Annotated in this window: 16 protein-coding genes; 9 read left to right on the forward strand and 7 right to left on the reverse strand. The window is 59.0% G+C overall.

Annotated features, from left to right (window positions below):
• Positions 1-98 precede the first annotated feature (98 nt).
• On the forward strand, positions 99-1,067 hold the full coding sequence (locus AAG591_RS00075; protein ID WP_342528915.1) for an AAA family ATPase: 969 nt from the start codon (positions 99-101) through the stop codon (positions 1,065-1,067).
• A gap of 7 nt (positions 1,068-1,074) precedes the next feature.
• Positions 1,075-3,414, forward strand: a complete 2,340-nt coding sequence (locus AAG591_RS00080) for a S8 family peptidase (RefSeq protein WP_342528916.1) — start codon at positions 1,075-1,077, stop codon at positions 3,412-3,414.
• Here the strand turns inward: AAG591_RS00080 and AAG591_RS00085 are convergent.
• The 3 genes from AAG591_RS00085 to AAG591_RS00095 form a co-directional block, all read right to left on the reverse strand.
• Positions 3,411-5,954 (reverse strand): polynucleotide kinase-phosphatase, encoded by a 2,544-nt coding sequence (locus AAG591_RS00085; RefSeq protein ID WP_342528917.1) that lies wholly within the window; start codon positions 5,952-5,954, stop codon positions 3,411-3,413. The genes AAG591_RS00080 and AAG591_RS00085 overlap by 4 nt on opposite strands.
• On the reverse strand, positions 5,951-7,357 hold the full coding sequence (locus AAG591_RS00090) for a 3' terminal RNA ribose 2'-O-methyltransferase Hen1 (RefSeq protein ID WP_342528918.1): 1,407 nt from the start codon (positions 7,355-7,357) through the stop codon (positions 5,951-5,953). Before AAG591_RS00090 ends, AAG591_RS00085 begins: the two co-directional genes overlap by 4 nt.
• Before the next feature lie 264 nt (positions 7,358-7,621).
• Positions 7,622-7,951 carry a metalloregulator ArsR/SmtB family transcription factor gene (locus AAG591_RS00095; protein ID WP_342528919.1) on the reverse strand — a complete coding sequence of 110 codons (330 nt, stop codon included), beginning with the start codon at positions 7,949-7,951 and terminating at the stop codon, positions 7,622-7,624.
• Positions 7,952-8,041: 90 nt separating this feature from the next.
• On the opposite strand from AAG591_RS00095, the gene AAG591_RS00100 reads away from it, so the two are divergent.
• The 4 genes from AAG591_RS00100 to AAG591_RS00115 all read left to right on the forward strand — a co-directional run bounded on the left by AAG591_RS00100 (position 8,042) and on the right by AAG591_RS00115 (position 13,022).
• Entirely contained in the window at positions 8,042-9,004 is a 963-nt protein-coding gene (locus AAG591_RS00100) for an acyl-CoA desaturase (protein WP_342528920.1), read from the forward strand.
• Positions 9,001-10,350: an SRPBCC family protein gene (locus AAG591_RS00105; RefSeq protein ID WP_342528921.1), complete on the forward strand. Its 1,350-nt coding sequence runs from the start codon at positions 9,001-9,003 to the stop codon at positions 10,348-10,350. The genes AAG591_RS00100 and AAG591_RS00105 overlap by 4 nt, the downstream gene beginning before the upstream one ends.
• Positions 10,351-10,827: 477 nt before the next feature.
• A complete protein-coding gene (locus AAG591_RS00110) occupies positions 10,828-11,820 on the forward strand; it encodes a tyrosine-type recombinase/integrase (protein ID WP_342529950.1) in 993 nt (330 codons plus the stop codon).
• Positions 11,817-13,022, forward strand: coding sequence for a tyrosine-type recombinase/integrase (locus AAG591_RS00115; protein ID WP_342528922.1), 1,206 nt, complete (start codon positions 11,817-11,819; stop codon positions 13,020-13,022). Before AAG591_RS00110 ends, AAG591_RS00115 begins: the two co-directional genes overlap by 4 nt.
• 253 nt (positions 13,023-13,275) lie before the next feature.
• On the opposite strand, the gene AAG591_RS00120 is transcribed toward AAG591_RS00115, so the two are convergent.
• The gene (locus AAG591_RS00120) at positions 13,276-14,916 is read right to left on the reverse strand and encodes an ABC1 kinase family protein (RefSeq protein ID WP_231679530.1); all 1,641 of its coding nucleotides are present in this window, start codon (positions 14,914-14,916) and stop codon (positions 13,276-13,278) included.
• Positions 14,867-15,358, reverse strand: a complete 492-nt coding sequence (locus tag AAG591_RS00125) for a MarR family winged helix-turn-helix transcriptional regulator (RefSeq protein ID WP_342528923.1) — start codon at positions 15,356-15,358, stop codon at positions 14,867-14,869. Before AAG591_RS00125 ends, AAG591_RS00120 begins: the two co-directional genes overlap by 50 nt.
• Before the next feature lie 125 nt (positions 15,359-15,483).
• Between AAG591_RS00125 and AAG591_RS00130 the strand changes: the two genes are divergently transcribed.
• The 3 genes from AAG591_RS00130 to AAG591_RS00140 are packed head-to-tail and all read left to right on the forward strand — an operon-like array spanning position 15,484 to position 19,650.
• The gene (locus AAG591_RS00130) at positions 15,484-16,611 is read left to right on the forward strand and encodes an HlyD family secretion protein (protein WP_054522878.1); all 1,128 of its coding nucleotides are present in this window, start codon (positions 15,484-15,486) and stop codon (positions 16,609-16,611) included.
• A complete protein-coding gene (locus AAG591_RS00135) occupies positions 16,608-18,179 on the forward strand; it encodes an MDR family MFS transporter (protein ID WP_054522877.1) in 1,572 nt (523 codons plus the stop codon). The genes AAG591_RS00130 and AAG591_RS00135 overlap by 4 nt, the downstream gene beginning before the upstream one ends.
• A 10-nt stretch (positions 18,180-18,189) precedes the next feature.
• Complete coding sequence (locus AAG591_RS00140; RefSeq protein ID WP_342528924.1) at positions 18,190-19,650, forward strand: efflux transporter outer membrane subunit; 1,461 nt, start codon at positions 18,190-18,192, stop codon at positions 19,648-19,650.
• Here the strand turns inward: AAG591_RS00140 and AAG591_RS00145 are convergent.
• Both AAG591_RS00145 and AAG591_RS00150 read right to left on the reverse strand, forming a co-directional pair.
• Positions 19,580-20,074 carry a hotdog fold thioesterase gene (locus AAG591_RS00145; protein ID WP_082379178.1) on the reverse strand — a complete coding sequence of 165 codons (495 nt, stop codon included), beginning with the start codon at positions 20,072-20,074 and terminating at the stop codon, positions 19,580-19,582. The genes AAG591_RS00140 and AAG591_RS00145 overlap by 71 nt on opposite strands.
• On the reverse strand, positions 20,071-20,976 hold the full coding sequence (locus tag AAG591_RS00150; RefSeq protein ID WP_054525565.1) for an alpha/beta fold hydrolase: 906 nt from the start codon (positions 20,974-20,976) through the stop codon (positions 20,071-20,073). Before AAG591_RS00150 ends, AAG591_RS00145 begins: the two co-directional genes overlap by 4 nt.
• Between the last annotated feature and the right edge of the window lie 20 nt (positions 20,977-20,996).

Genomic DNA, 20,996 nt, shown 5'->3' on the forward strand with positions numbered 1-20,996 from the left:
ATCCGCTTGCGCGTCATTGCTGGCGATTTTGAGAGCAATCGCTATAGTTGTCTGGGGCGACTTCGGTTGAATGGAAGAGAATGGCGCGCGGTGAGTTGATGAAAAAGCTGCTGGCAAGTTACGGCCGGGACGAAGAGTTCCGCGCTGTGGCCGAGCAGATCATCGGCGAAGAGGAGAAGAAAAATAACCGCGTTCTAGCTCGTTCGCTGCGCAAATCCTTGGAGGCCGGCCCTTCGCCGCGATCAAAGCCGAGAGGCCTTGCGCCATTAATTCCATTCCCAGAGTCAGCTGGTGATTTCATCGAGCTGGTCGAGCCGTCGCACAACAAACAGGACATCGTACTGTCCTCCGAGAATGTGCGAATCTTCTTGTCGTTGCTGCGAGAATATCGTCGCGGCGACGAGATCCGTCGGCGCGGCCTGCCTGTGCGCTCCAAATTGCTTTTCTGCGGGCCGCCGGGCTGCGGCAAGACATTGTGTGCTGAAGTGTTCGCGGCAGAGCTCGGTTTGCCGCTCTATATCGTTAAGATTGACCGGCTAATCTCGTCTTACCTTGGCGAAACAGCGACAAATATCCGCAAGATCTTCGAGTTTGCTCGCAAGCAACCCACTGTCCTCTTTTTCGATGAGTTTGATGCGCTAGCCCGTGCACGGAGCGAAGATGGCGAGCACAGCGAGTTGCGCCGGGTAGTGAATAGCCTCCTGATATTCATTGATCGGATCCAACCGAAAGGCTTTTTGGTAGCTGCGACCAACTTCGACCAATCTCTGGATTCCGCGATATGGCGGCGTTTTGACGAAGTAATATGGTTTGACCGTCCTGATCGACGAATGGCCGCTCGTTTCCTTCGAATGGAATTTAAGAACGTTCCATTGCAGTTCGATCCCGAGGCCCATTTGGATGGGTTAGATGGATACTCCTACGCTGAATTGGAAAGGATCTGTGTTCAGGCGATTAAGGCATCGATCATCGATCAGCGAAAGCAGGTTTCGGAAAAGGACTTCCTCGATGCATTGGCTGATGAACGGCGGCGGCGTAGACGCACAGCGCGTATAGCCGAAGTATGAGCTGTCATTGCCTCGCTACGATCACCTTGAGCTTGTCAGGCTGCCGGAGCGGCTCCCTCGCCGCAAAACCGGTGGCGGTGGGCCACCACCACAACGAAATCCGGGCGGGCACAGCCGCCAGCTCAGCGACGAGCTCGACGAAGCAATAGCGTCACAAAGACGGCGACGCAGGCCTGATTCCGTCGATCCATCACTTATTTTGCGTGTCCAGATGCATGGGGCACTCCAAGAGGATGAGTGGGCGAAAGTTGGGCTGACGGTCCTCTCGAGCGATGAGGATCGCACACTCATTTTGTTTGCCGACAGTGATGAACTTGATGAGTTCCGGAACAAGCTGGACAGCTATGGGCAAGGAACGCAGCCGGGTCGGCAGAACCCGGCTTATGCCGCTTTCATCGCAAATGTTGATGCGATCGCCGAGGTCGCGCCGCGTGATCGCATTGGGATGCGCGCGCGCGAAGAAGGCTTGGTTGAGGTCGACGATTTCCAGGCGGGTGTAGAGTATATACTCGATATCGAACTTTGGGATTTGGGACCACGAGCCTTGCGTGAGCGCAAGCTCGACGACATCGCTGCGTACTCAGAGGCCCTCGGGGCAGAAGAGTTGGACCGTCACATTGGTCCCAATTTGACGATGCTTCGATTGCGTGCCGATGGAACGGTGGCCCGCAGTCTGCTGAACATCGAGGAGATCGCCGAACTCGACTTTCCGCCGGAGCCCGATCTCACCACGAGTGAGTTAATCGAGCGACCGCTGGCGGATGTGCCAGACCCCGAGGACGCGACCGACGATCTCCCGCTAATTGGCATCATTGATAGCGGGATCAACGATCACCCTTTAATTGAAGACGTTATCGCGGGATCCATCGCCATTCCGGATACGCTCGGTACTGCCGATGATTTTTGCCATGGGACCTTTGTCGGAGGAATAGCCACCTTTGGCGATTTGCGGGCTCAGCTTGGGCAGGAGAGGCTGGTTCGCTACGCAAGGCTCTGCTCGGCGAAGGTAGTGGATGATCGGGGGCGATTTCCGAATAGCCGGCTCACTCCGCGTCTAATGCGCGAGGCTGTCACCCGCTTACACGATGAGTTTGGTTGCCGTATTTTTGTGGTGGCGCTGGGTGATCGTAAAAAGCTCATCGAAGGATCCAAGGTTGGCCCTTGGACGCAAACCCTCGACGAACTTGTCCGTGAGTTGGACGTGGTCATCATCGTGTCCGCCGGAAATCACCAACCGCGAGGTGGCAACAGGATCGAAGAGGCGGTTACGGAATACCCTCGCTATCTAGTCGAACCAAGCAACCGCCTTTGTGAACCGGCGGGCGGAATGAACATAGTTACCGTCGGTTCGCTTGCGCATAGCAATGGCCTGGGCCCACAAGCTCAAGAGAATATCGGAATTCGTCCCATCGCCGATCTGAACGAGCCATCTCCGTTCTCACGTGCCGGACCGGGTGTGCGGGGATCGATCAAGCCCGATTTCGCAGACATTGGCGGAACGCTGATTTATGACGGGCAAGCAATTGCGTTGCGCGGCGGTGAAGCAAGGCCCGAAGCCGGTGTTGTTTCGCTTCATTATCGGCCAATAGATCGCTTGTTTGCGACCTATTCGGGTACGTCGTACGCCGCTCCACTCGTCGCTTTCAAGGCGAGCCAAATACTGGCTCGCTTTCCTGATGCATCTGCAAATCTTGTTCGCGCACTTCTGGCAAGCAGTGCTATTCCTCCAGAAGAGGCGCTGAGGCGTCTTGAGCCGTTGGGAGGACGAGCGGCCCTCGACCTTTGCGGACATGGGCTAGTAGATGCCGAAAGGGCGGCGTTCTCTGACGATGCGCGGGTCATGCTCTATGCTGAGGATGAGCTCGAGATCGATCATTTCGCTGTTTACCAGATACCCATCCCGGACGCATTTCAAACGGAGCGCGGCCGCCGCACGGTCCGCGTGAGTTTAGCCTATGATCCGCCGGTTCGACATAGTCGTCTCGACTATAATGGTGTGTCGATGGGATTCCGACTCATCCGGGGCTGTGAGCCTGACTTGATCTTTGAGCATTTTCGCCAGCGAACCGCAGAGGAAGGGCCGTTTCCGCGAGTTGAGAACCGCTACAACTGCGATTTGAGTCCAAGTTCTACGATCCGCGAGAAATCAAGTCTTCAAACTGCTTCTGTAACCTTCTCAAGAGACATCCAGCAATACGGCGACAACTATTACCTTGTGGTCCGCTGCGCGGGTGGTTGGGCTGGAGACGTCGGTCGCCAGAGTTTTGCTGTGACAGTCGAACTGTCACACGAAGCGGAGGTGCAGCTTTATGAACGCCTCCGGCAGCGGGTCAGGGTCCGTACTTAAAGCCGCGGATCAACCGGCTCACTCTCCATCGCCAGCACTCCGAACACGCATTGGTGCACGCGTGTGAGCGGAGCGTGGTCCACGAACCGTTTCAGCGCCTCGATCCCCAACGCGAATTCGCGCAATGCCATCGACCGCTTCTGGCCAAGTCCTCGTTTTTTCAACCTCTCGATGTTGCCTGGTCGGTCGTAGTGCGGGCCATAGATGATCCGCAGATACTCGCGCCCCCGACACTTGATGGCAGGTTGCAGAAGACCGCGCCGACCGCGAGCGATGAAATCAAGCGGCTTGACCACCATGCCTTCGCCACCCTTGGCAGTCATAGCTTCCCACCATTCGATTGCCTCTTGGACCTGAGCAGGATCGTCCAGATCGAGAGCCCTATATTCGGTCGCAAGCAGCAGGTTTGCATCAGCCGCACACAGCCTGTGAGCCATTCCCATGTGCCACAGATGATCTTTGTCGGAATGTACCTGACCCTCCGATGCCAAAAGATGGAACGGTGCGATCTTCAGGTCTGCAATGCCCTTGAACGGGTGGACATACCGATTGTACGCTTCGCGATAGTTCGCCGCGTCTTCGACGCGCTGGGACACTCGCGCGCCCAAGTCTTTGATATCCACGCCACGTGCGATTGCAGCCTGCAAAGCGGCATCGAGAGCAGACAAACCAGAATTGGCGGCTGCGCCAACTGAAGCGTATTGGCCGCGTACAAGCGCACCGGCCTTCATGCTCCAAGGCATGATTTCACAGTCCCACAAAACCCAATCGGTATCGAGTTCAGTCCACAGGCCCGAACTCTCCATCGCCTGGTCCACGCGGTGCAGAACCGACGCCTCCAATTCGGCATCGTTGAAAAAGCGCCGACCGGTCCGGGTCACGATGGTTCCTCGCGAACCATCGTGAACACCAAAGCGCTTGGCTGCGCTATCCTGGGTCTTCGACAGCACTATGAGCGCGCGCGAGCCCATGTGCTTTTCTTCGAGCACAAGTTTTCGTGCGCCTTTTGAGCCGTAGTAAGCGAAGGCCTCTTCCGGCCGCTCCAGCCATCCTTCCTGTGCGCTCGTTTCCGCTGGCGACATGGTCGGTGGCAGATGGATCAGCCAGTGCGGATCGACTGCGTGCCGAGTCATTACCTCTAGCGCGGCAGCGGCGTTGTCTTCGCGCACTGTCACATGACCATAGAGGCCAGTTTCGATGACCTGCTTGCCCAGCACGTCGGCAATATTGAGCTGATGCGCAGGCGTGCTCCCGGTATCGGCGGCGGGACCGTCAAGGGGCCGGATCGGCTCATAGTAGGTCTGCTCGGCATCGACCGACACCAGTTCGAGTTCCGGGTAGCGAAGGGCAGTAAGCTTGCCGCCGAACACGCAGCCGGTATCGATGCAAATCGTGCCGTTGACCCAGTTCGCTTCGAGCACCGGAGTGTGCCCGTAAACGACCTTTGCGCGACCCTTGTATTCGGATGCCCAGTCCCACCTGACGGGAAGGCCAAACTCATCGACCTCGCCAGTCGTTTCACCATACATGCAGAAGCTGCGGATCGCGCCAGAGGCGCGGCCCTGCATTTCTTCCTTTAGACCGGCATGGGCGACGACGAGCTTTCCATCGTCGAGCAGGTAGTGACTCAAAAGACCGTCGAGCCACTCGCGCATCTCAGCCGAAAACTCCGGCGGCTCGCTACCAAGCTGCTCAATGGTCTCGGCTAGCCCGTGCGTCGGCTTGACGTTGCGGCCAGACAGATGGCGCTTCAGCTTGTCATCGTGGTTTCCGACCACGGCCAAGGCAGTGCCGGAGTCCACCATGTGCTTCGCGATACGCAGGACGTCAGGTGAACGCGGTCCACGATCAACGAGGTCACCAACGAAGATCGCCCTTCGACCTTCAGGTGGAGTTACATGGACGTCCTTGCCATCCCACGAAACTTGATAGCCAAGCTCGTCCAAGATGGTTTCGAGTTCATCGGCACAACCGTGCACGTCACCGATAATGTCGAACGGTCCGGAGTCTTCGCGACGGTCAGTCCAAAGGCGTGTCCGCGTGATCTCGACTGCCTCCACCTGCTCGATCGAGCGCAACCGATGCACGTAGCGGATGCCTTCACGCCCCATGCTTTTGATGGAGCGTTTCAGATTGAGCATCTGGCGACGGACCGGTCCTGCACCAAACTGGCGGTCGGGACGCTCGGCGTTGCGAGCAAGTGCGACTTCTTCGGGCAGTTCGAAGGTAATGGCGACGACCAGGGCGTGCCATTTGCGGGCAAGCGCGACCAGGCTCTTGCGGGATTCCGGTTGTACACTGGTTGCATCAACGACCGTGAACCGCCGGTTCTTGAGCCGTTTCTCGACAATGAAATGGAGCACGTCGAAGGCGTCGCCGGTGGCGGACTGGTCAGTCTCGTCATCGGCAATCCAACCACGCATGCGATCCGAGGATACGACCTCAGTCGGCAGGAAGTGCTTCGACGCAAAGGTCGACTTGCCCATACCCGACGCGCCAACCAGAAGGACAAGCGCGAATTCTGGAATCTCGATCTTCATGCCGCCTCCTTCACCGCATCGACGCGTGAAAAGATGGCGACCTGTGTCGGGTGACCATAAGTTGGATCTTCGCTCCCAATTCCTCCGTATCGAACTTCGTAGCCGTACGCCTTCGCAACTGATTCCGCCCAATGGTGGAATTCGGAACGCGACCACTCGAACCGGTGGTCCGAATGCCGCATGGCGCCTGGCTCCATCCCTTCGAAAAGGACGTTGTATTCGCTATTGGGAGTGGTCACGATCACGTTTGCCGGTCGCGCGTGGCCGAACAAGGCCGCTTCCAGTGCTGGCAACCTCTCTGCATCGATGTGCTCGATAACCTCCACAAGAGCGGCCGCGTCGAAACCCTTGAGACGATCGTCGCGGTACACGAGCGAGCCTTGCATCAGCTCAATCCGCTTGCGCTTGATGTCGGGCATGTGATCCAGCTTCAGCCGGTCACCTGCCTTTGCCAGAACGCGCGGCGCGACCTCGACACCAACAATGCGGTCGAGACCCTTGATCGTGAGAAGCTGGCGCAACAACCGACCTTCTCCGCAACCAAGATCGAGTACGCTCGACGCCCCGAGATTACGGATCAAGTCCGCCAGATAATCCATGCGCTGCGTGTTGAGCCGGATCGGCTTTTCGATTTTTTCTTCCTCGGCATCGCGTGATGCGTGTTCCTCCGGTTCTTCCGCCTCAACCCGCTCTTCTAGTTGTTCGGCTGCTGACCGCATGAGCGACCGGAACCCGAGCAGGTACCGACGAACGATGAGTTCCTTCTCAGGATGCGCCTCAAGCCATTCGCCACCCTTTTGCAGCAGCTTTTTGACCTCATCCTCGCCCACGTAATAGTGCTTGGAATTGTCCAGCACCGGAATGAGTACGAAGAGGTGCGTAAGCAGGTCCTGAACCCTCACCGTGCCGTTGATGTTCAGCGACACGTATGGGCTAGCCCCCCACTCTGGATGCGCCGGATCGAGCGGAATTACTTCCGCCTCGACCGAGTATCCCAACGGTTCGAACATGCGCGCCAGAAGGTCAGCCGACCCCCTGGCCGGGAGCGGCGTAAGAGAACATTCAAGCGGGATCGCGGTATCAGCAAGCTCCTGACGCAGCTTCGATCGACCGCCCATTGCGGTATTGAGAAGGCGGCCAAGCGCGACCGACAGCAGCGATGACGCGGCATAAGGCCGGTCGTTGACGTACTGATCCTCAATGCTTGCCTTGCCCCTGACTAGTGCGACCGGATCGACCTCCAGAGTAATCGCGGCGGTGCATCGATCCTCCCCGGCCTCAGGGTAGAACAGAGTCGCTGATCCGAACGGCAGGTCGACCGAATGGACGTTCTCCGGATGCTTCATCAGGAGGAAGCCGAGGTCGGTAGCAGGCCTGTGAGTGGTGGAGATTGTCAGAAGCATTTTCTCGATCCGGGTACAAAAAAGCCCCGTCGATTTCTCGGCGGGGCTGCGTCCTTTGTCTGGGTGGTGTCCGAACTAGGGCGCAGCGCTTTGATTGGGCAGCAGGGCGCGGTAATTGCGCGCGCAAAACCGCTCGTCGCCAAAGGCGCGATGATTCAGAACCAATTGCGGTTGATAGATCATTTGCTTGTACTTCAACAGATCGCTGCTTCGGTCAAGCAATCACTTGTCTTAAGCAAAGGACCGCACACGACGCTATTGGGATTACGCTTCACCATCATCGACAGCTTCCTTGCGACCGGAAATTTTAGCGCTCTCGCGCTTCAACGGACGCGAGACTGGGCAGACCTCCTGCACATACGAATTAAGCGTGTTGACCAGATTGTCCGGCATGAGCCGGTAGTAAACGTACTGTCCACGCTTCTCGCTGGCGATCAGACCGGCATTTTCGAGGATCGAAAGATGCTGCGAGACAGCAGGCTTCGACATGTCAAAGCGTGCTGCAATCTCACCCGCGTTCAGTTCCGCCTCCGAAAGGTAGGCAAGGATTTTGCGCCGGGGCGTCGAGGCCAGAGCTTCGAAGGTCTTCTGCATGCCCTTAATTAAGGAATAAGCTAATCGCTTGACAACCCTCAATCGACGTTTAAGCCATAAGTTAAATACCTAGTGGCGATGGAGGGCGAGATGGGGACCGACCAAAAGAGTGGTGACCGCTGCCGCGTAAACAGCCTGGTCGAGGCGCCCGGCTGTAGCCCCGTTTCGGGGTCGGTGCGCTGGGACCCGGTCCACTCCGTCTGGAATGGAGCGATGCTCATTGGTTCGCTGGTATTGGCCCCCGTACTCTTTGCCTGGGATGCGCTGTTGGTCTTCACTCTACTGACCGGCGCATCGCTCCTGCTGGGGCATAGCGTCGGCTTTCACCGTAGGCTGATCCATCGCAGTTTTGCCTGCCCACTCTGGCTCGAACGGTTCCTCGTCTGGGTCGGAACATGCGTGGGGATGAGCGGCCCATTCTGGATGATCCGCACCCATGATCTTCGCGACTGGGCCCAGCGAAATCCGCACTGCCACGACTATCTCTCACACCGAGGCGGGATGCTCCGCGACTATTATTGGCAGGTGCATTGCCGTCTGGTGTTGGACCATCCACCGGCTTTTGATTTGGGGGACGCTGGCCGCGATCCGTTCTACCGGTTCTTGGAACGGACGTGGATGCTACAGCAACTGCCGATCGCGGCTCTGCTTTTCATCGGTGGTGGATGGAGTTGGGTCATCTGGGGAGTCTGTGTCCGGGTGACTGCGTCGGTTACCGGTCACTGGTTCGTCGGCCACCTTGCCCATACGCGCGGCCCACAGAACTGGACCGTGATTGATGCGGGAGTGCAAGCGCACGACGTGCCTTGGGCCGCGATCCCGACCATGGGCGAAGCATGGCATAATAACCACCACGCGTATCCCGGCTCGGCACGAATCGGTATTCATCCCGGTCAATCCGATTGGGGCTTTGCGTTCATCCGCCTGCTGGAGCGCGCTGGCTTGGCTTGGGATATCGTGCTCCCCGAACACCTCGACCGGGCGAAGGCGATTAGACTAGTTGGCCCGCAATCGCGTTCCTCCGTGCAGACCTTGAAGGAGGCGCGATCATGAACGCCAGTCGGTCTGAAATCCTGCACCGCGTGGCCTATCTCGCAGGGTCGGTCGCGCTCATCGCCAGCCAGAACCTTGTGGCATGGTTTGCAAGGCAAACCTACGCCGACGAGCGTGCGCGCGATCTCGAATTCTGGCTTACCCCGCTGAGCAGTACGTTGGAACTCTGGGGGCTCCCCGCGATCTGGGGCGCGGTCATCTTTGCCTACTGTCTGCTGGTAGCGTGGCTGCTTGCCCTGCTTTCCTTCAAGCTGACGCAGCGGACAAACCGAGGCTTTGTTCTGGCTGTACTGAGTGTCGTCCCGGTAGTGCAATTGGTAGCCATCGCGCTCAATGCAATTCTCCCCTCGAAGGATGCTCTCGGCGAGGAGGGACGGGCGACGCGCCATGCCTCCAAAAGCGTCGCACTGGGCCTGCTTGCAGGGGTCGCACTTATCGTTTTTGCCGTGCTGATTTCGGCGGTGACGTTTGGAGCGTATGGCTGGGGACTGTTCGTGATGACTCCGTTCCTCGTCGGGATCACGACGGGATACCTGGTTAACTCCGAGAGTGATTTTGGCTCCTCGCGGACGATGAAACTCGCCATTGCTTCGGCAGGGCTCGGGAGCCTCGCGCTCGTCGTCCTCGCGCTTGAAGGGATCGTATGCATACTCTTGGCCGCACCGCTCGCGGTTCCCATCGTTATGCTGGGCGCGGCACTCGGCAGGGGTCTTGCGATCGCTCGGCACAACCGCCGAAACCCGCTCGCAAGCGTTGCGGTTCTCCCGATGATTTTCATGCTGGAAGCCGCCATTCCGCCGGAAGCGCCGATTGCCACACGGTACGAGATTGAGATAAGCGCAGCTCCCGACATGGTCTGGCAAGCGCTTACCAGTCCGGAGCCGATCGAAGTTGCACCCGGCCTCCCAGCGCTTGCAGGGTTGGCCTATCCGATGAGCGGAAAACTTGAGGGCGTAGGTGTTGGCGCGAAGCGCATTGGTGCATTCTCGACCGGTACGGCTACCGAAGTGGTGACCGAGTGGAAGCGGGATCGCATTCTCGCATTTAGTGTCGAGGATCAGCCTCCGGCGATGGAAGAAATGAGTCCCTATCGGCGAGTTCACGCGCCCCACGTGCAAGGCTATTTTCTGACCGGCGAAACTCGTTTCGAGCTCATGCCTATCGGGTCGAACCGGACGCTGCTGCGGGTATCATCTGAGCACAAGCTGCGGATTGATCCGGTCCCCTATTGGGAGCCGATCGCCCGCCTTGCCATCCGTCAGAACGTCGGGCGCGTGCTTGAGGATATCAAGGAGAAGTCCGAACGCACCCGCCACTCATTGGCGTTGGCAAGGCGTGATCCTTGAAGATGGCTATTTGGTCCCCATTCCGGAACAAACGCACATTTTGAGGGGCATCGCTGCCGGTTTTCATCGCTTGAAATTGTCCGCTCGAATGCCGCATCAGGCGCTGCAATCCACTGGAAAAGAACACGAAACTTCTCAGGACATGACAGGCGGTTCAACTGGTCACGGACACCCAGTCAGAAACCCGGTTGACCGGGCACACCCTACGCAGCCTAAGCTGCATGAATGAAAGAAAAGCTCTATAAAACAATAAGTTCAGTTTCGGCAACACGTGAGCGATCGCATGGTAGGCAAGGCTCAGTCATAGCCCCTCGAAGGCCATCCCTTAGGCTGAAACTGACTGGTCATATCGCTCGTCGAAAGTCGATTCCCATCGGTATCACATGGGACACCGAACTTCCCGGCTTCGGACTTCGTAAACGGGAGTCGGGACACCTCACATGGATAGTCAAGCATAGCCCGCGAGGCGTGCAGCGCATGGTGACACTTGGTTGCGCGGGTGTGGCGGCAGGTGCGCTGAGCGCGCCCGCCGCGCGCGCTGCCGCGCGCAGTTTGCTCATCAAGGCAACGCTTGCCGACCTTCCGAACGCACCTGAGAGTAGGCGGGTGCCACTGTTCGCCGATTATGTCGAAGAGTTCTGGCGGGATTACTCGCCGCATTGGAAGCCAACGACGCAGAGATCGTCGCGTTCGCGCATCGATCAGTTGCTCGTGCCAAGGTTCGGTGACTTGCCGGTCGATATGATCGAACGCGGAGACATCAACCGCTGGCGAGACAGCTTGGCGGAGCGGGGAGGGACCTTCAATCGCGCTATCCCCATCATGTCGGTGATGATGCAGTATGCCGAGAAGCTCGGCTACCGGACGAAGAATACCAACCCGTGTCGCGGCGTCTCGCGTTTCAAACGCGACCTGCCAGAGCGCTACCTCTCCGCCTTCGAATACCGGAGGCTGGGGCACATCCTTGCCGAACACGATGGAGGCAATCCATTCGTCGTTCCGGCGCTGCTCATGCTTATCTACACTGGCGCGCGGGTATCCGAGATCGCGACCTTGCGCTGGCGATATGTCCAGCCGCCACGGCTGCAATTGCCAGACAGCAAGACCGGTCCGAAGACGATCTATCTCAACCCGCAAGCCATCGCTTTGCTTGATGGACTGGAACGTCGTGCCGACGAGCTGCTGGTCTTTCCTGCCACACGTCGCGAGGCGCCAATCAATCTCGGTCAGTATTGGGATCGCATCAGGCGCAAGGCTGCGCTGCCCGACGTGCGGCTTCACGATCTGCGTCACAGCTTCGCCTCGGTTGCCATCGCTCAACACATTCCGCTGGCGACAATCGGGAAGCTTCTCGGCCATGCCCTTCCGGAAACAACTGCAAGATATGCGCACCTGGCCGACGAAGTGATCGCGGAGAGCGCCGATCGCATCTGCTCCAATCTCGCCAATGCAATGGGGATGGCTGCATGACCCAGTATGACCTCAGGCAGATCGTTGCAGAGGAGCTGGCCCGAGTCATACCTGGCGAGGCTGGCAAGCGCCGCTCGAACTTCGACTATGTGCTCCCCGGCTTTGGTGAGCGCATCCATCCATCCGGCCGTAAGAGCTATGTCCTCCAGCGCACGATGGGCGGCAAGCAACGGCTCATCACTATCGGCGATGCGGCAATCCTGACCGAGCGCATTGCCAAGGATGTCGCACGGCGCCTTATCTTGCGTATCGAGCTTGGCGAGAACCCTGCCGACAAGAAACAACGCGGGCGCAAGACCCCGACCTATGCGGCCTTTTTGCAATCATACTGGGAAGTCGCCGCGCCAACCTGGAAGCCGTCCACGCGCGAAATCCAGAACATCTACCGTCGGACCCATCTGGATCATGCTTTTCCAAGCAAGTTCATTGACGAAATCAGCCACGCTGATGCGGTGCGCTGGCATACCGAGCTTACGCGATCAGCAGGCCCAGGCGCTGCCAACCGCGCCATGGAAACCCTAAAGGCCATGTTCGGCAAGGCCGAGGCGTGGGGCTACCTGCCTGCGTATTCGAATCCGTTTCGCGGTGTGAAGCGCAACAGGGGACGCAAGATCGAGCGCTTCTTGAGTCACGATGAAATGAGCCGGCTTGGCCGCGCGTTGGCGGACAATCGCGCTGAGAACCCGGTCGAGGTCGCGGTGATCTCGCTCCTAGCGCTTACCGGATGTCGGCGAGGCGAAATCCTCAATCTCACTTGGGGCGAGGTACAAGGCCGAAAGCTGAAATTGACTGATTCCAAGACCGGCCCGCGTATTGTCTGGCTTGGTCAGGAGGCGAGGGCGGTGCTCGACGCATTGCCGCGCGGAAAGAAGGACCAGTACGTTTTCACATTTGACGTTCTGCCGAGATCAGCCCTCGATTGGTTTTGGCGAAGGTTGCGGACCGAAGCCGAACTGGACAATGTCCGGTTGCACGACCTTAGGCACAACTACGCCAGCCTAGCGGCGCGCTCTTCGGAAACGCTGCCGATGATCGGGAGTCTCTTGGGGCACCGACACGTCTCGACAACAGCTCGCTATGCTCACTTGGACGACGGCGTTTTGCTCAAGGCTGCTACTTTGATCGGCGAATGCATTGAGGGAAATTTCTGTCAGGTTTCAGGAGGGGGCTGGGATTGGTCGCTTAGGGCCAAAAGGGACTGACCTTTCGCGATTTTTGCTTAACGCAGGTTAGGACAGCTTTGCGCCCTAATAGCGGCCATAAAGTCAGGCGAGGACAAGCCTGAAAGCTGCCGTTCCATAGTTTCGTCTGATTGAGGAAAATAAGCCTTCAATCGCAATAGGTCGAAAAATTTTTTTCGCGATGCGTCTTGGTCGCTGAAGTGCGGCGTATGAAATCCTCATTAAGTTCGGCTTTGCCGTAACGTGACCGTGCACGAATTAAGTTGCTCCTTCATTATGATTTTCGGATGAGCACCACCCCAGCAATCACAAGCGCGCCGCCAGCCAGAAGCCAGGATTGATCGACAAGCAATGCGCTAGCCACGATCAATGCGGCAGCTAGAGGGCCTTTCAAGGACTGACGCTCATTGCGAAGTCCTGCGAGTTGCTCGATACTGAGCGGATCGAGCTGAACCGGCACATATCCTGACTTTGCGATCGAGTTCGCAGTGGCAAGTATGTCGGGCAAGGACGCCGACAACCCCAGCAGCTGACCGCGAAGTTTCTTCAAACCCGACCGAGCGCTAGCGAGCGAGAACCGCTCGGCGAAAAGCTCCGTCATGATCGGCCGGGTGTCCTCGGCAATGTTATAGTCGGGTGCCAGTGATCGGACGACACCCTCTGCCGTAAGCAAGGTACGCAGAAGAATGGCCAGATCAGGTGGCAGAACCAGTCGATAATCCCGCAACAGGTCGAAAACGCGGGAAAAAATCTGCGAGAACTCGATGCCAGATAGCACGGTTCCCCTGAACTCTCCGATCAACTGATCCAGATCCACCGCGAGCGCATCGCGATCCACCTTCGGCTCCCCCGCCCATGCGAGCAGGACATTCGCGACATCGCTGGTTTTCTCACCAGCAATCGCAAGCACGAGGCGGACGATCTCGTCGCGCCTGGCCTTGGTGAGCGTCCCGACTGATCCGAAGTCGATGAAGCCGACATCCTGCTCGCCGATCAGGAAGACGTTACCCGGATGGGGGTCGCCGTGAAATTCGCCGTTCAGGATGATCATCCGCAGGACAGCGTTGGCATAGCTTTTAGCGAAAGCCGCCACCCGCGGGTCGCCCGATGGGCTGCCCAGCGAAGACGCGGGCCTGCCGTACAGGCGTTCCTGAACGTTCACCCGCAGCCCGGTCAGTTCCCAATGGATGGCCGGGGTCCTGACGCCGATGGTATCGAGATATGCGCCGATCCGCTCGCAGGCTCGGGATTCCGCAGCGAGGTCCATCTCCCAGGCAAGATTGCGGCCGAAGGTCCGCAGAAACTCGACTGGCCGGTAACGCGCGATGTCAGGAGAGCGTGCTTCTGCGATCTCGGCAAGACGCACAAGCAGACGCACATCGGCTTCCATCCGCGCGGCGGTGCCCGGGCGTCGAACCTTCACGATGACCTTGCTACCGTCCCTTAGCTCGGCGGAATAGGTCTGTGCAATCGAGGCGGACGCCAAAGGCTTTTCGTCGAACTGCGCAAAGTCGTTCCGCCAGTCCTCACCCCAGCTTGAAGCAAGTACGGGCTCGATATCTGCGAAGCGCACTGGCGACACCTGATCGTGCAGGGTTGAGAATGCCGTGATCCAGTGTTCGGTGAACAGATCGCTTCGGGTGGCGAGGAGCTGCCCCAGTTTTATGCCGACTGGCCCGATGTCACGGAGGAACGCGACAACTGCGGCCGGGCGAAATTCGCGAGGGTCGATGACATTGTTCGAAGAGGGAATAAACCCGAGGGCTCCGGCGAGATTCTTCGCTCCGTGCCTCATTAGGATTCGGCCAATCTCCGCGGCGCGAGCGATGCTGCCGATAGGCTTTTCCGGGGGCGATGCCATGATTTTATTCAGCCTCGGCACGGTGTTGGTCCAGATTTTCCGATACCCTTTCAAGAATCTGCTGCAGCGTTCGCTTCTCGTCGGCGGCAATGTCGCGCCAAAGCAGATCATGAAGCCTATCCGCGGAGCCTCTCAGTTCGGGCAGCAGATCGTCAAGCTGCTCCGTGAGGATGAGCTGCCACGCTCGCCGATCCGTCTCAGCTCGAAGCCTTTTCATCAGCCCGCGTGCGCAAAGACCTGCAACCGCCTGGCCGATGGTCGCCGATTCCAGTTCCAGTTTCTTGGCGATTTCAGCCTGCGTAAGGGCAGGATCGCGAAGAAGTTGTCCGATGATCCTCCACTGTGTCTGTTTGAGACCGATCCTGGCGACCCTCGCATCGAACACTTTGCGCGCGCCGCGACTGATCTCGTCCATAAGATAGAGAATGCGGTCATTATCGGTGATGACCTTCTGCCGACGCTGAGACCGTGACATGGTATCTGGTTTTTCATCCATAGCGCTGTGTAGTCGGATAGCCTCGGATGCCCAAATGCAAACTGCTAAATGCCTTTACTATTTGACTCACGGCTCATAGGGCGCGAGACGCGTTCACCTTTTACTGAGGCTGCCGAAAGAGTCAGATGACCGATAACTCCAACCAACCGGAGCAGGAGGGCACAACCCCAACGAAACCGCAATCGCGGCGTGGCTTGCGCATCGTGCTAATCATCGTTGGTCTTGCCGTGCTGCTTGGCGGGATCTGGTGGTACTACCGGCACGTAACCTACGGACAGTACATGCAGTCGACCGATAACGCCTATGTCGCTGCCGACAGCGTCGTTATCTCTTCCAAGGTAGCGGGATACGTCGAAGAGGTCTTCGTGGGGGAGAACGAGCAGGTTGCTCGCGGCGGAGCCCTCGTACAACTGGATTTGCGGGATTATCAGGCGCAAGCGCAACAGGCGCGCGCGCAGATCGCTGCGACCCTGGCCGGTGCCGACACAATCCGTTCTCAGGTAGCCGAACAGGATGCAGCCATTCGCCAGGCGCGGGCCCAACTCGCCGCCGCGCGCGCAGCACTGGACCTCGCGAACGACCAGGTGGCGCGATATCGGCCCCTTGCCGCGACAGGAGCCGAACCGCGGGAAAAGCTAGACCAGTATGAGGCGCAGGCGCGGCAGGCGCGGGCCGAACTCGCCGCTGCGCAGGCGGCGGTGGCTGCCGCGACCGCTCGCCGGGGGACCCTGTTCGAGCAGATCAGCCAGACCCAGGCGCAGGCGGACGCGGCCCGCGCTCAGCTGGAAACAGCCGACCTTACGGTTGAATCGACCTTGCTGCGCGCCAGCAAGGCCGGCCGCGTCGGCGATCTCTCGGTGAGGGTGGGCCAGTTCGTGCAACCGGGTCAACGTTTGATGACGGTGGTTCCGGTGAGCGCGATCTACGTGACCGCGAACTTCAAAGAAACGCAGGTCGGCCTCATCCGGGCCGGCCAGAGCGTCAGGCTCGAAGTTGACGCCCTGCCAGGCCTTGAGATCGCGGGACGAGTGGTCAGCATATCGCCGGGAACGGGCGCGGAATTTTCCATCCTCCCCCCCGAAAATGCCACCGGCAACTTTACCAAGATCGTTCAACGGATACCCGTCCGCATCGCTATCGATGCTCCCCCTGAAGTGCGGCGTCTGCTCGTTCCCGGCATGTCGGTAGTGGCTACGGTCGACACCCGGAATGCTGCCGGCGAATTGGAAGAGATCTCGAGTCGGACTCAATGACCGAGATACTGGCAGCGCAGGACACTTCGATCGGGCCGGCCGGGAGCCGAAAGAACGCAGACGTGACTGCCTGGGTCGCTGTGGCCGCGGGCGCGCTCGGCGCCATGCTCGCGACGCTGGACATATCAATCGTCAATTCCGCACTCCCCGTCATTCAGGGCGAGATCGGTGCCACAGGCGCCGAAGGCACCTGGATTGCTACGTCATTTCTCGTTGCTGAAATCGTCGTCATTCCGCTGAGCGCTTGGCTGGAACGGCTGTTCGGTCTGCGAACCCTCCTCATCATCGCTGTCAGCGCGTTCACCGCATTTTCGGTGCTATGCGGTGTAGCCACCGACCTTACGACCATGATCATCGGCCGAACGGGCCAGGGCTTCATGGGCGGAGTCCTCATTCCGACCGCAATGACTATTGTGGCTAAACGATTGCCGCCGCACCAACAGCCCATCGGAATGGCCCTGTTCGGCATGACTGTGGTTCTTGGCCCCGTGATGGGGCCATTGATCGGCGGCTGGCTGACCGAGAACCTGAGCTGGCACTATGCCTTTTTCGTCAATGTGCCAGTCTGCGCAATCCTGCTGCTCCTGCTGTTTATCGGGCTGCCTCACGAGAAGCCCAAGTGGGAATATCTCACGGACGCCGATTGGGCTGGCATTCTCGGGCTGATCCTCGGACTGGGCGGTCTGACTGTTGTACTCGAGGAAGGGCACCGTGAAGAATGGTTCGAGTCCTCACTCATTCGCTGGCTAACGGTGGTGACCATTATCGGCTTTGCCTGTTTGATTTACGGACAAGTGAAAGCACGCAAGCCGGTCTTGAAGTTGCAGCTCCTGTTCAATCGACAGTTCGCCAGCGTCGCGATCATGGCTCTCGCCCTGGGCATGGTGATGTATGGTTCAACCTACGTTATCCCCCAGTTCCTCGCGATCATCTCTGACTATAATGCTTTTCAGACGGGACTGGTCATCTTCTGGATGGGTGTCCCGGCCTTTCTCCTGATGCCGGTTCTGCCCCTGATGATCCGCAAGGTGGACATCCGCATTGCCGTCGGCACCGGAATGCTGCTGATGGCGATCAGCTGCTTTGTCAGCACGAGTCTGACCGCGGAATCCGGCGGCGCAGTCTTCACTGAAAGTCAGCTTATCCGCGGGGCCGGAATGATACTTGCGATGATGTTCCTGAATCAGGCAACGGTTGCGTCGGTGGCCAAGGAAGACGCGGGCGATGCCTCGGGCATTTTCAACGCGGCCCGCAATCTCGGTGGCTCTTTCGCTCTTTCGGCTCTGGCATCGTTCCAGGACCAGCGGATCTGGCATCATAGCCGGCGGATGGAAGAGACCCTGAATGCGAACAGCGTTTCGCTACAGGCCTATCTCGAAGGGCTGGCGCGAAACTTCGGCGGCATGGAGGGGGCGATGGCCGTCCTGAGCCGCACCCTCCAACGCGAGGCGTTCATAATGACCTACAATGATGTGTTCCTGGTTATGGGGATTCTGACCCTCGCGACGGTTCCGCTGGTCCTCTTCCTGAGGCCGCTTCCAAAAAATGTCTCCCTTTCGATGCACTGAGCCCTACACGATGCGCCACTTGCTACCTCCGCTTGTCACTATCGCCTTGCTAGCTGGATGCACGGCAGGGCCCGATTATGCAGGCCCCCCGGAAGTTATGTCAGCAGACACGGGCACTCGCTTTGTGCGCGCTGGCAGTGATGTGAGCGCATCTGATCCGGTTGTCGCTCGATGGTGGCTGCTGCTCGGCGATCCCGAGTTGACGCGGCTGGTGGAGGCTGCGCTGTCCGGCAATCCCTCGCTCGCCGCAGCGCAGGCGCGCATTGCTCAGGCACGGGCATCCATCAGGCAAGACCGTGCGGGTCGAATGCCATCGCTTGGGGCACAGGCCACCACCGTGCAGGGCCGGCTTCCTGGTCTCGACCTTCAAGGCGGGGCGCCCCCCCCGTCAGAGCAAACCAATTCCGACGCAGAAACCGATGACTCGCTCAGCTTTTACAATGTGGGCCTTAACGCCAACTGGGAGCTGGAGTTTGCCGGTGGCTCGCGCAGGCGCATTGAGGCCAGCAATGCCCAAGCTGCTGCAACGGTGGCCAATGCAGAGGACGCTAAGGTCCAGTTGACTGCCCAAGTGGCCAGCACCTACGTCAATTTGCGGGAGGCCCAATTCCGCGCAGAGCAATTTGAGGCGCAGATTTCGTTGCAGGAAGAGATCCTGGCGCTGACATACCAACGCTATCAGCGCGGTGCATTGCCGCTTTTCCCGGTAGGCACCGCGAATGCCGAACTGGAGGTGCTCAAGTCACAACTTGCCGAAGCTGAAGCGGATATCGCAGTCCTGTCTGATGCGCTCGCTATACTGACCGGACAGGTGCCGGGATCAGCTGATGCAGCGCTCACGACTGTGCGCTCCATTCCCATGCCGCCAGAGCAGGTCGCGATTGGCGATCCGGCAAGCCTGGTGGCGCGTCGGCCTGACATAAGGGCGGCCGAACGGTCTCTTGCCGCGTCGACGGCGCGGATCGGGGTGGCCGAGGCGGCGCGGTTCCCGAAATTGTCCTTCACAGGGATCCTGGGCCTCGGCGGATCCTCGTTGGACGACGTTGTCGATGTCGGCGAATTCTCCGCACTCGCGATCCCGCGCCTCCAGTGGAATTTTCTGGATTTCGGCAGGGTAGACGCTGCGATCGACCAAACCGGGGCGGCGCGCAACGAAGCAGTCGCCAATTACCAGCAGACGGTGCTTCTGGCACTGCAAGACGCCGAACGTGCCTTGGCTCGCTTCGGCCAGCAGCGTGTTGCGCTCGCTGCCAGTATGCAAATCAAGAAGCAGGCTGACGTCGCGGCGGACCTGAACCGCGAACGTTTTGCTGCAGGAGCGATCTCGAAGGCTGACCTCAACCGGGCCCTGCGAGAACAGCAGCAGGCCTCAGCAGACCTCGTCCGGGCAAAAGGCGCCCTTACGCTGGCGTGGATTGCGCTGCAGAAGTCGCTGGGCCTTGGGTGGCAAGAGCCTGTTCGAGATCAATAGTCCCGCCGCGCTGATCAATTGATCCGGTTGACGAGAAGTAGGCGCCCCTGCCGCTGGCGACCAACTTGCCGTCGGGCTCGAGAACCCGGGTTTCCGCCACCGAAATCTGTCGCCCGAGCTTCACGATCTGTCCGTGAGCAGTGAGAGGTCCTGAGGTTGCAGAACGGTGGTAATTGACATGCAGATCGGCCGTCGCTCTCGCCGCGACGCCCGCCGCAAGCAGAGTATAAAGCCCGGTGAGGTCGACCAGTGAAGCCAGGATCCCTCCATGCGCCGACCCAATCATAGGGTTCGACACGATCTCTTCGCGCCATGGCATGGTGATCGCGATTCCCTGGTCGGAGCATGTTGCAATCTCCAGCCCAAGCCATCGGTGAAACGGCGCTATATGCAGCATTTCCTGCAAGCGCTCTCGATCGATCATAGCTCCCTCGTCCCCTGTGGCTGAGCCGTATCGCGAGAGTGATGGCGCCCTAGGAAATCGACGATAGCGGCGGAAAAGGCATCGTTCGCATCGCCCACGACCATGTGCGTGGCATCGGCAATATCGGTGTATTCTGCATGGGGGACGAGTTGTCGCAGATGCAAAACGGCCTCTTCGGAAACAAGATCGCTAGAGCCGCCTCGGATGAGGTGAAGCGGAAGCGTGAGATTCGCCGCAGCTTGGCTCAGCATTGCCGATTGACGTTCTTGGCTGTCTGGGTCGCCTTGTCTGGCTGACATTATATTACGGATAAACACAGGGTCCCAGTGCCAATAGAAGCGCCCATCCGGCTTCTGCCTCAGATAGTTTTTCAGACCATCGCTCGCGCCCCGCCTGGGACGATGCGGCATGTAGCGAGCGATCACGTCGGCCGCCTCCTCTGGTGAGGCGAAGCCGCTATCGACATGCTCTTCCATGAAACCAACCACGCGCATCACACCGCTAGGCTCCATGCGCGGGGCAATGTCGACCAATGTGAGTGAAGCAAAGCTACCTGGAGCAAGCTCCCCTGCGGCAATCAGTCCGGCGAGCCCGCCCAGTGAAGCGCCGACCAGCGCTGGCTTCTGGTCCAGGCGCGACGCTGCAGCGACCAGATCCGCCGCGAAGTCGCGCATTTCATAAGCTCCGCATGGCGACCAATCGCTGTCTCCGTGACCGCGCATGTCGAAGGCGATTGCGCGAAAGCCGGCTTGAGCCAGCTCGCTGACCACCCTTCTCCACGCGCGCCGTGTCTGCCCGCCGCCGTGCGCAAGAAGGACGGGTATGGCGTAGGCATCCCCCTCAGCCTCGGCTGTAAGAGAAATTGCGCCTGCGCCCTCAATCGTAAAGGTTTCTCTCGCCATCACTGGATGGTAGGAAAGGC

Source organism: Citromicrobium bathyomarinum (assembly GCF_038594485.1).
In the GTDB taxonomy this organism is placed as follows: Bacteria; Pseudomonadota; Alphaproteobacteria; order Sphingomonadales; family Sphingomonadaceae; genus Alteriqipengyuania; species Alteriqipengyuania bathyomarina_A.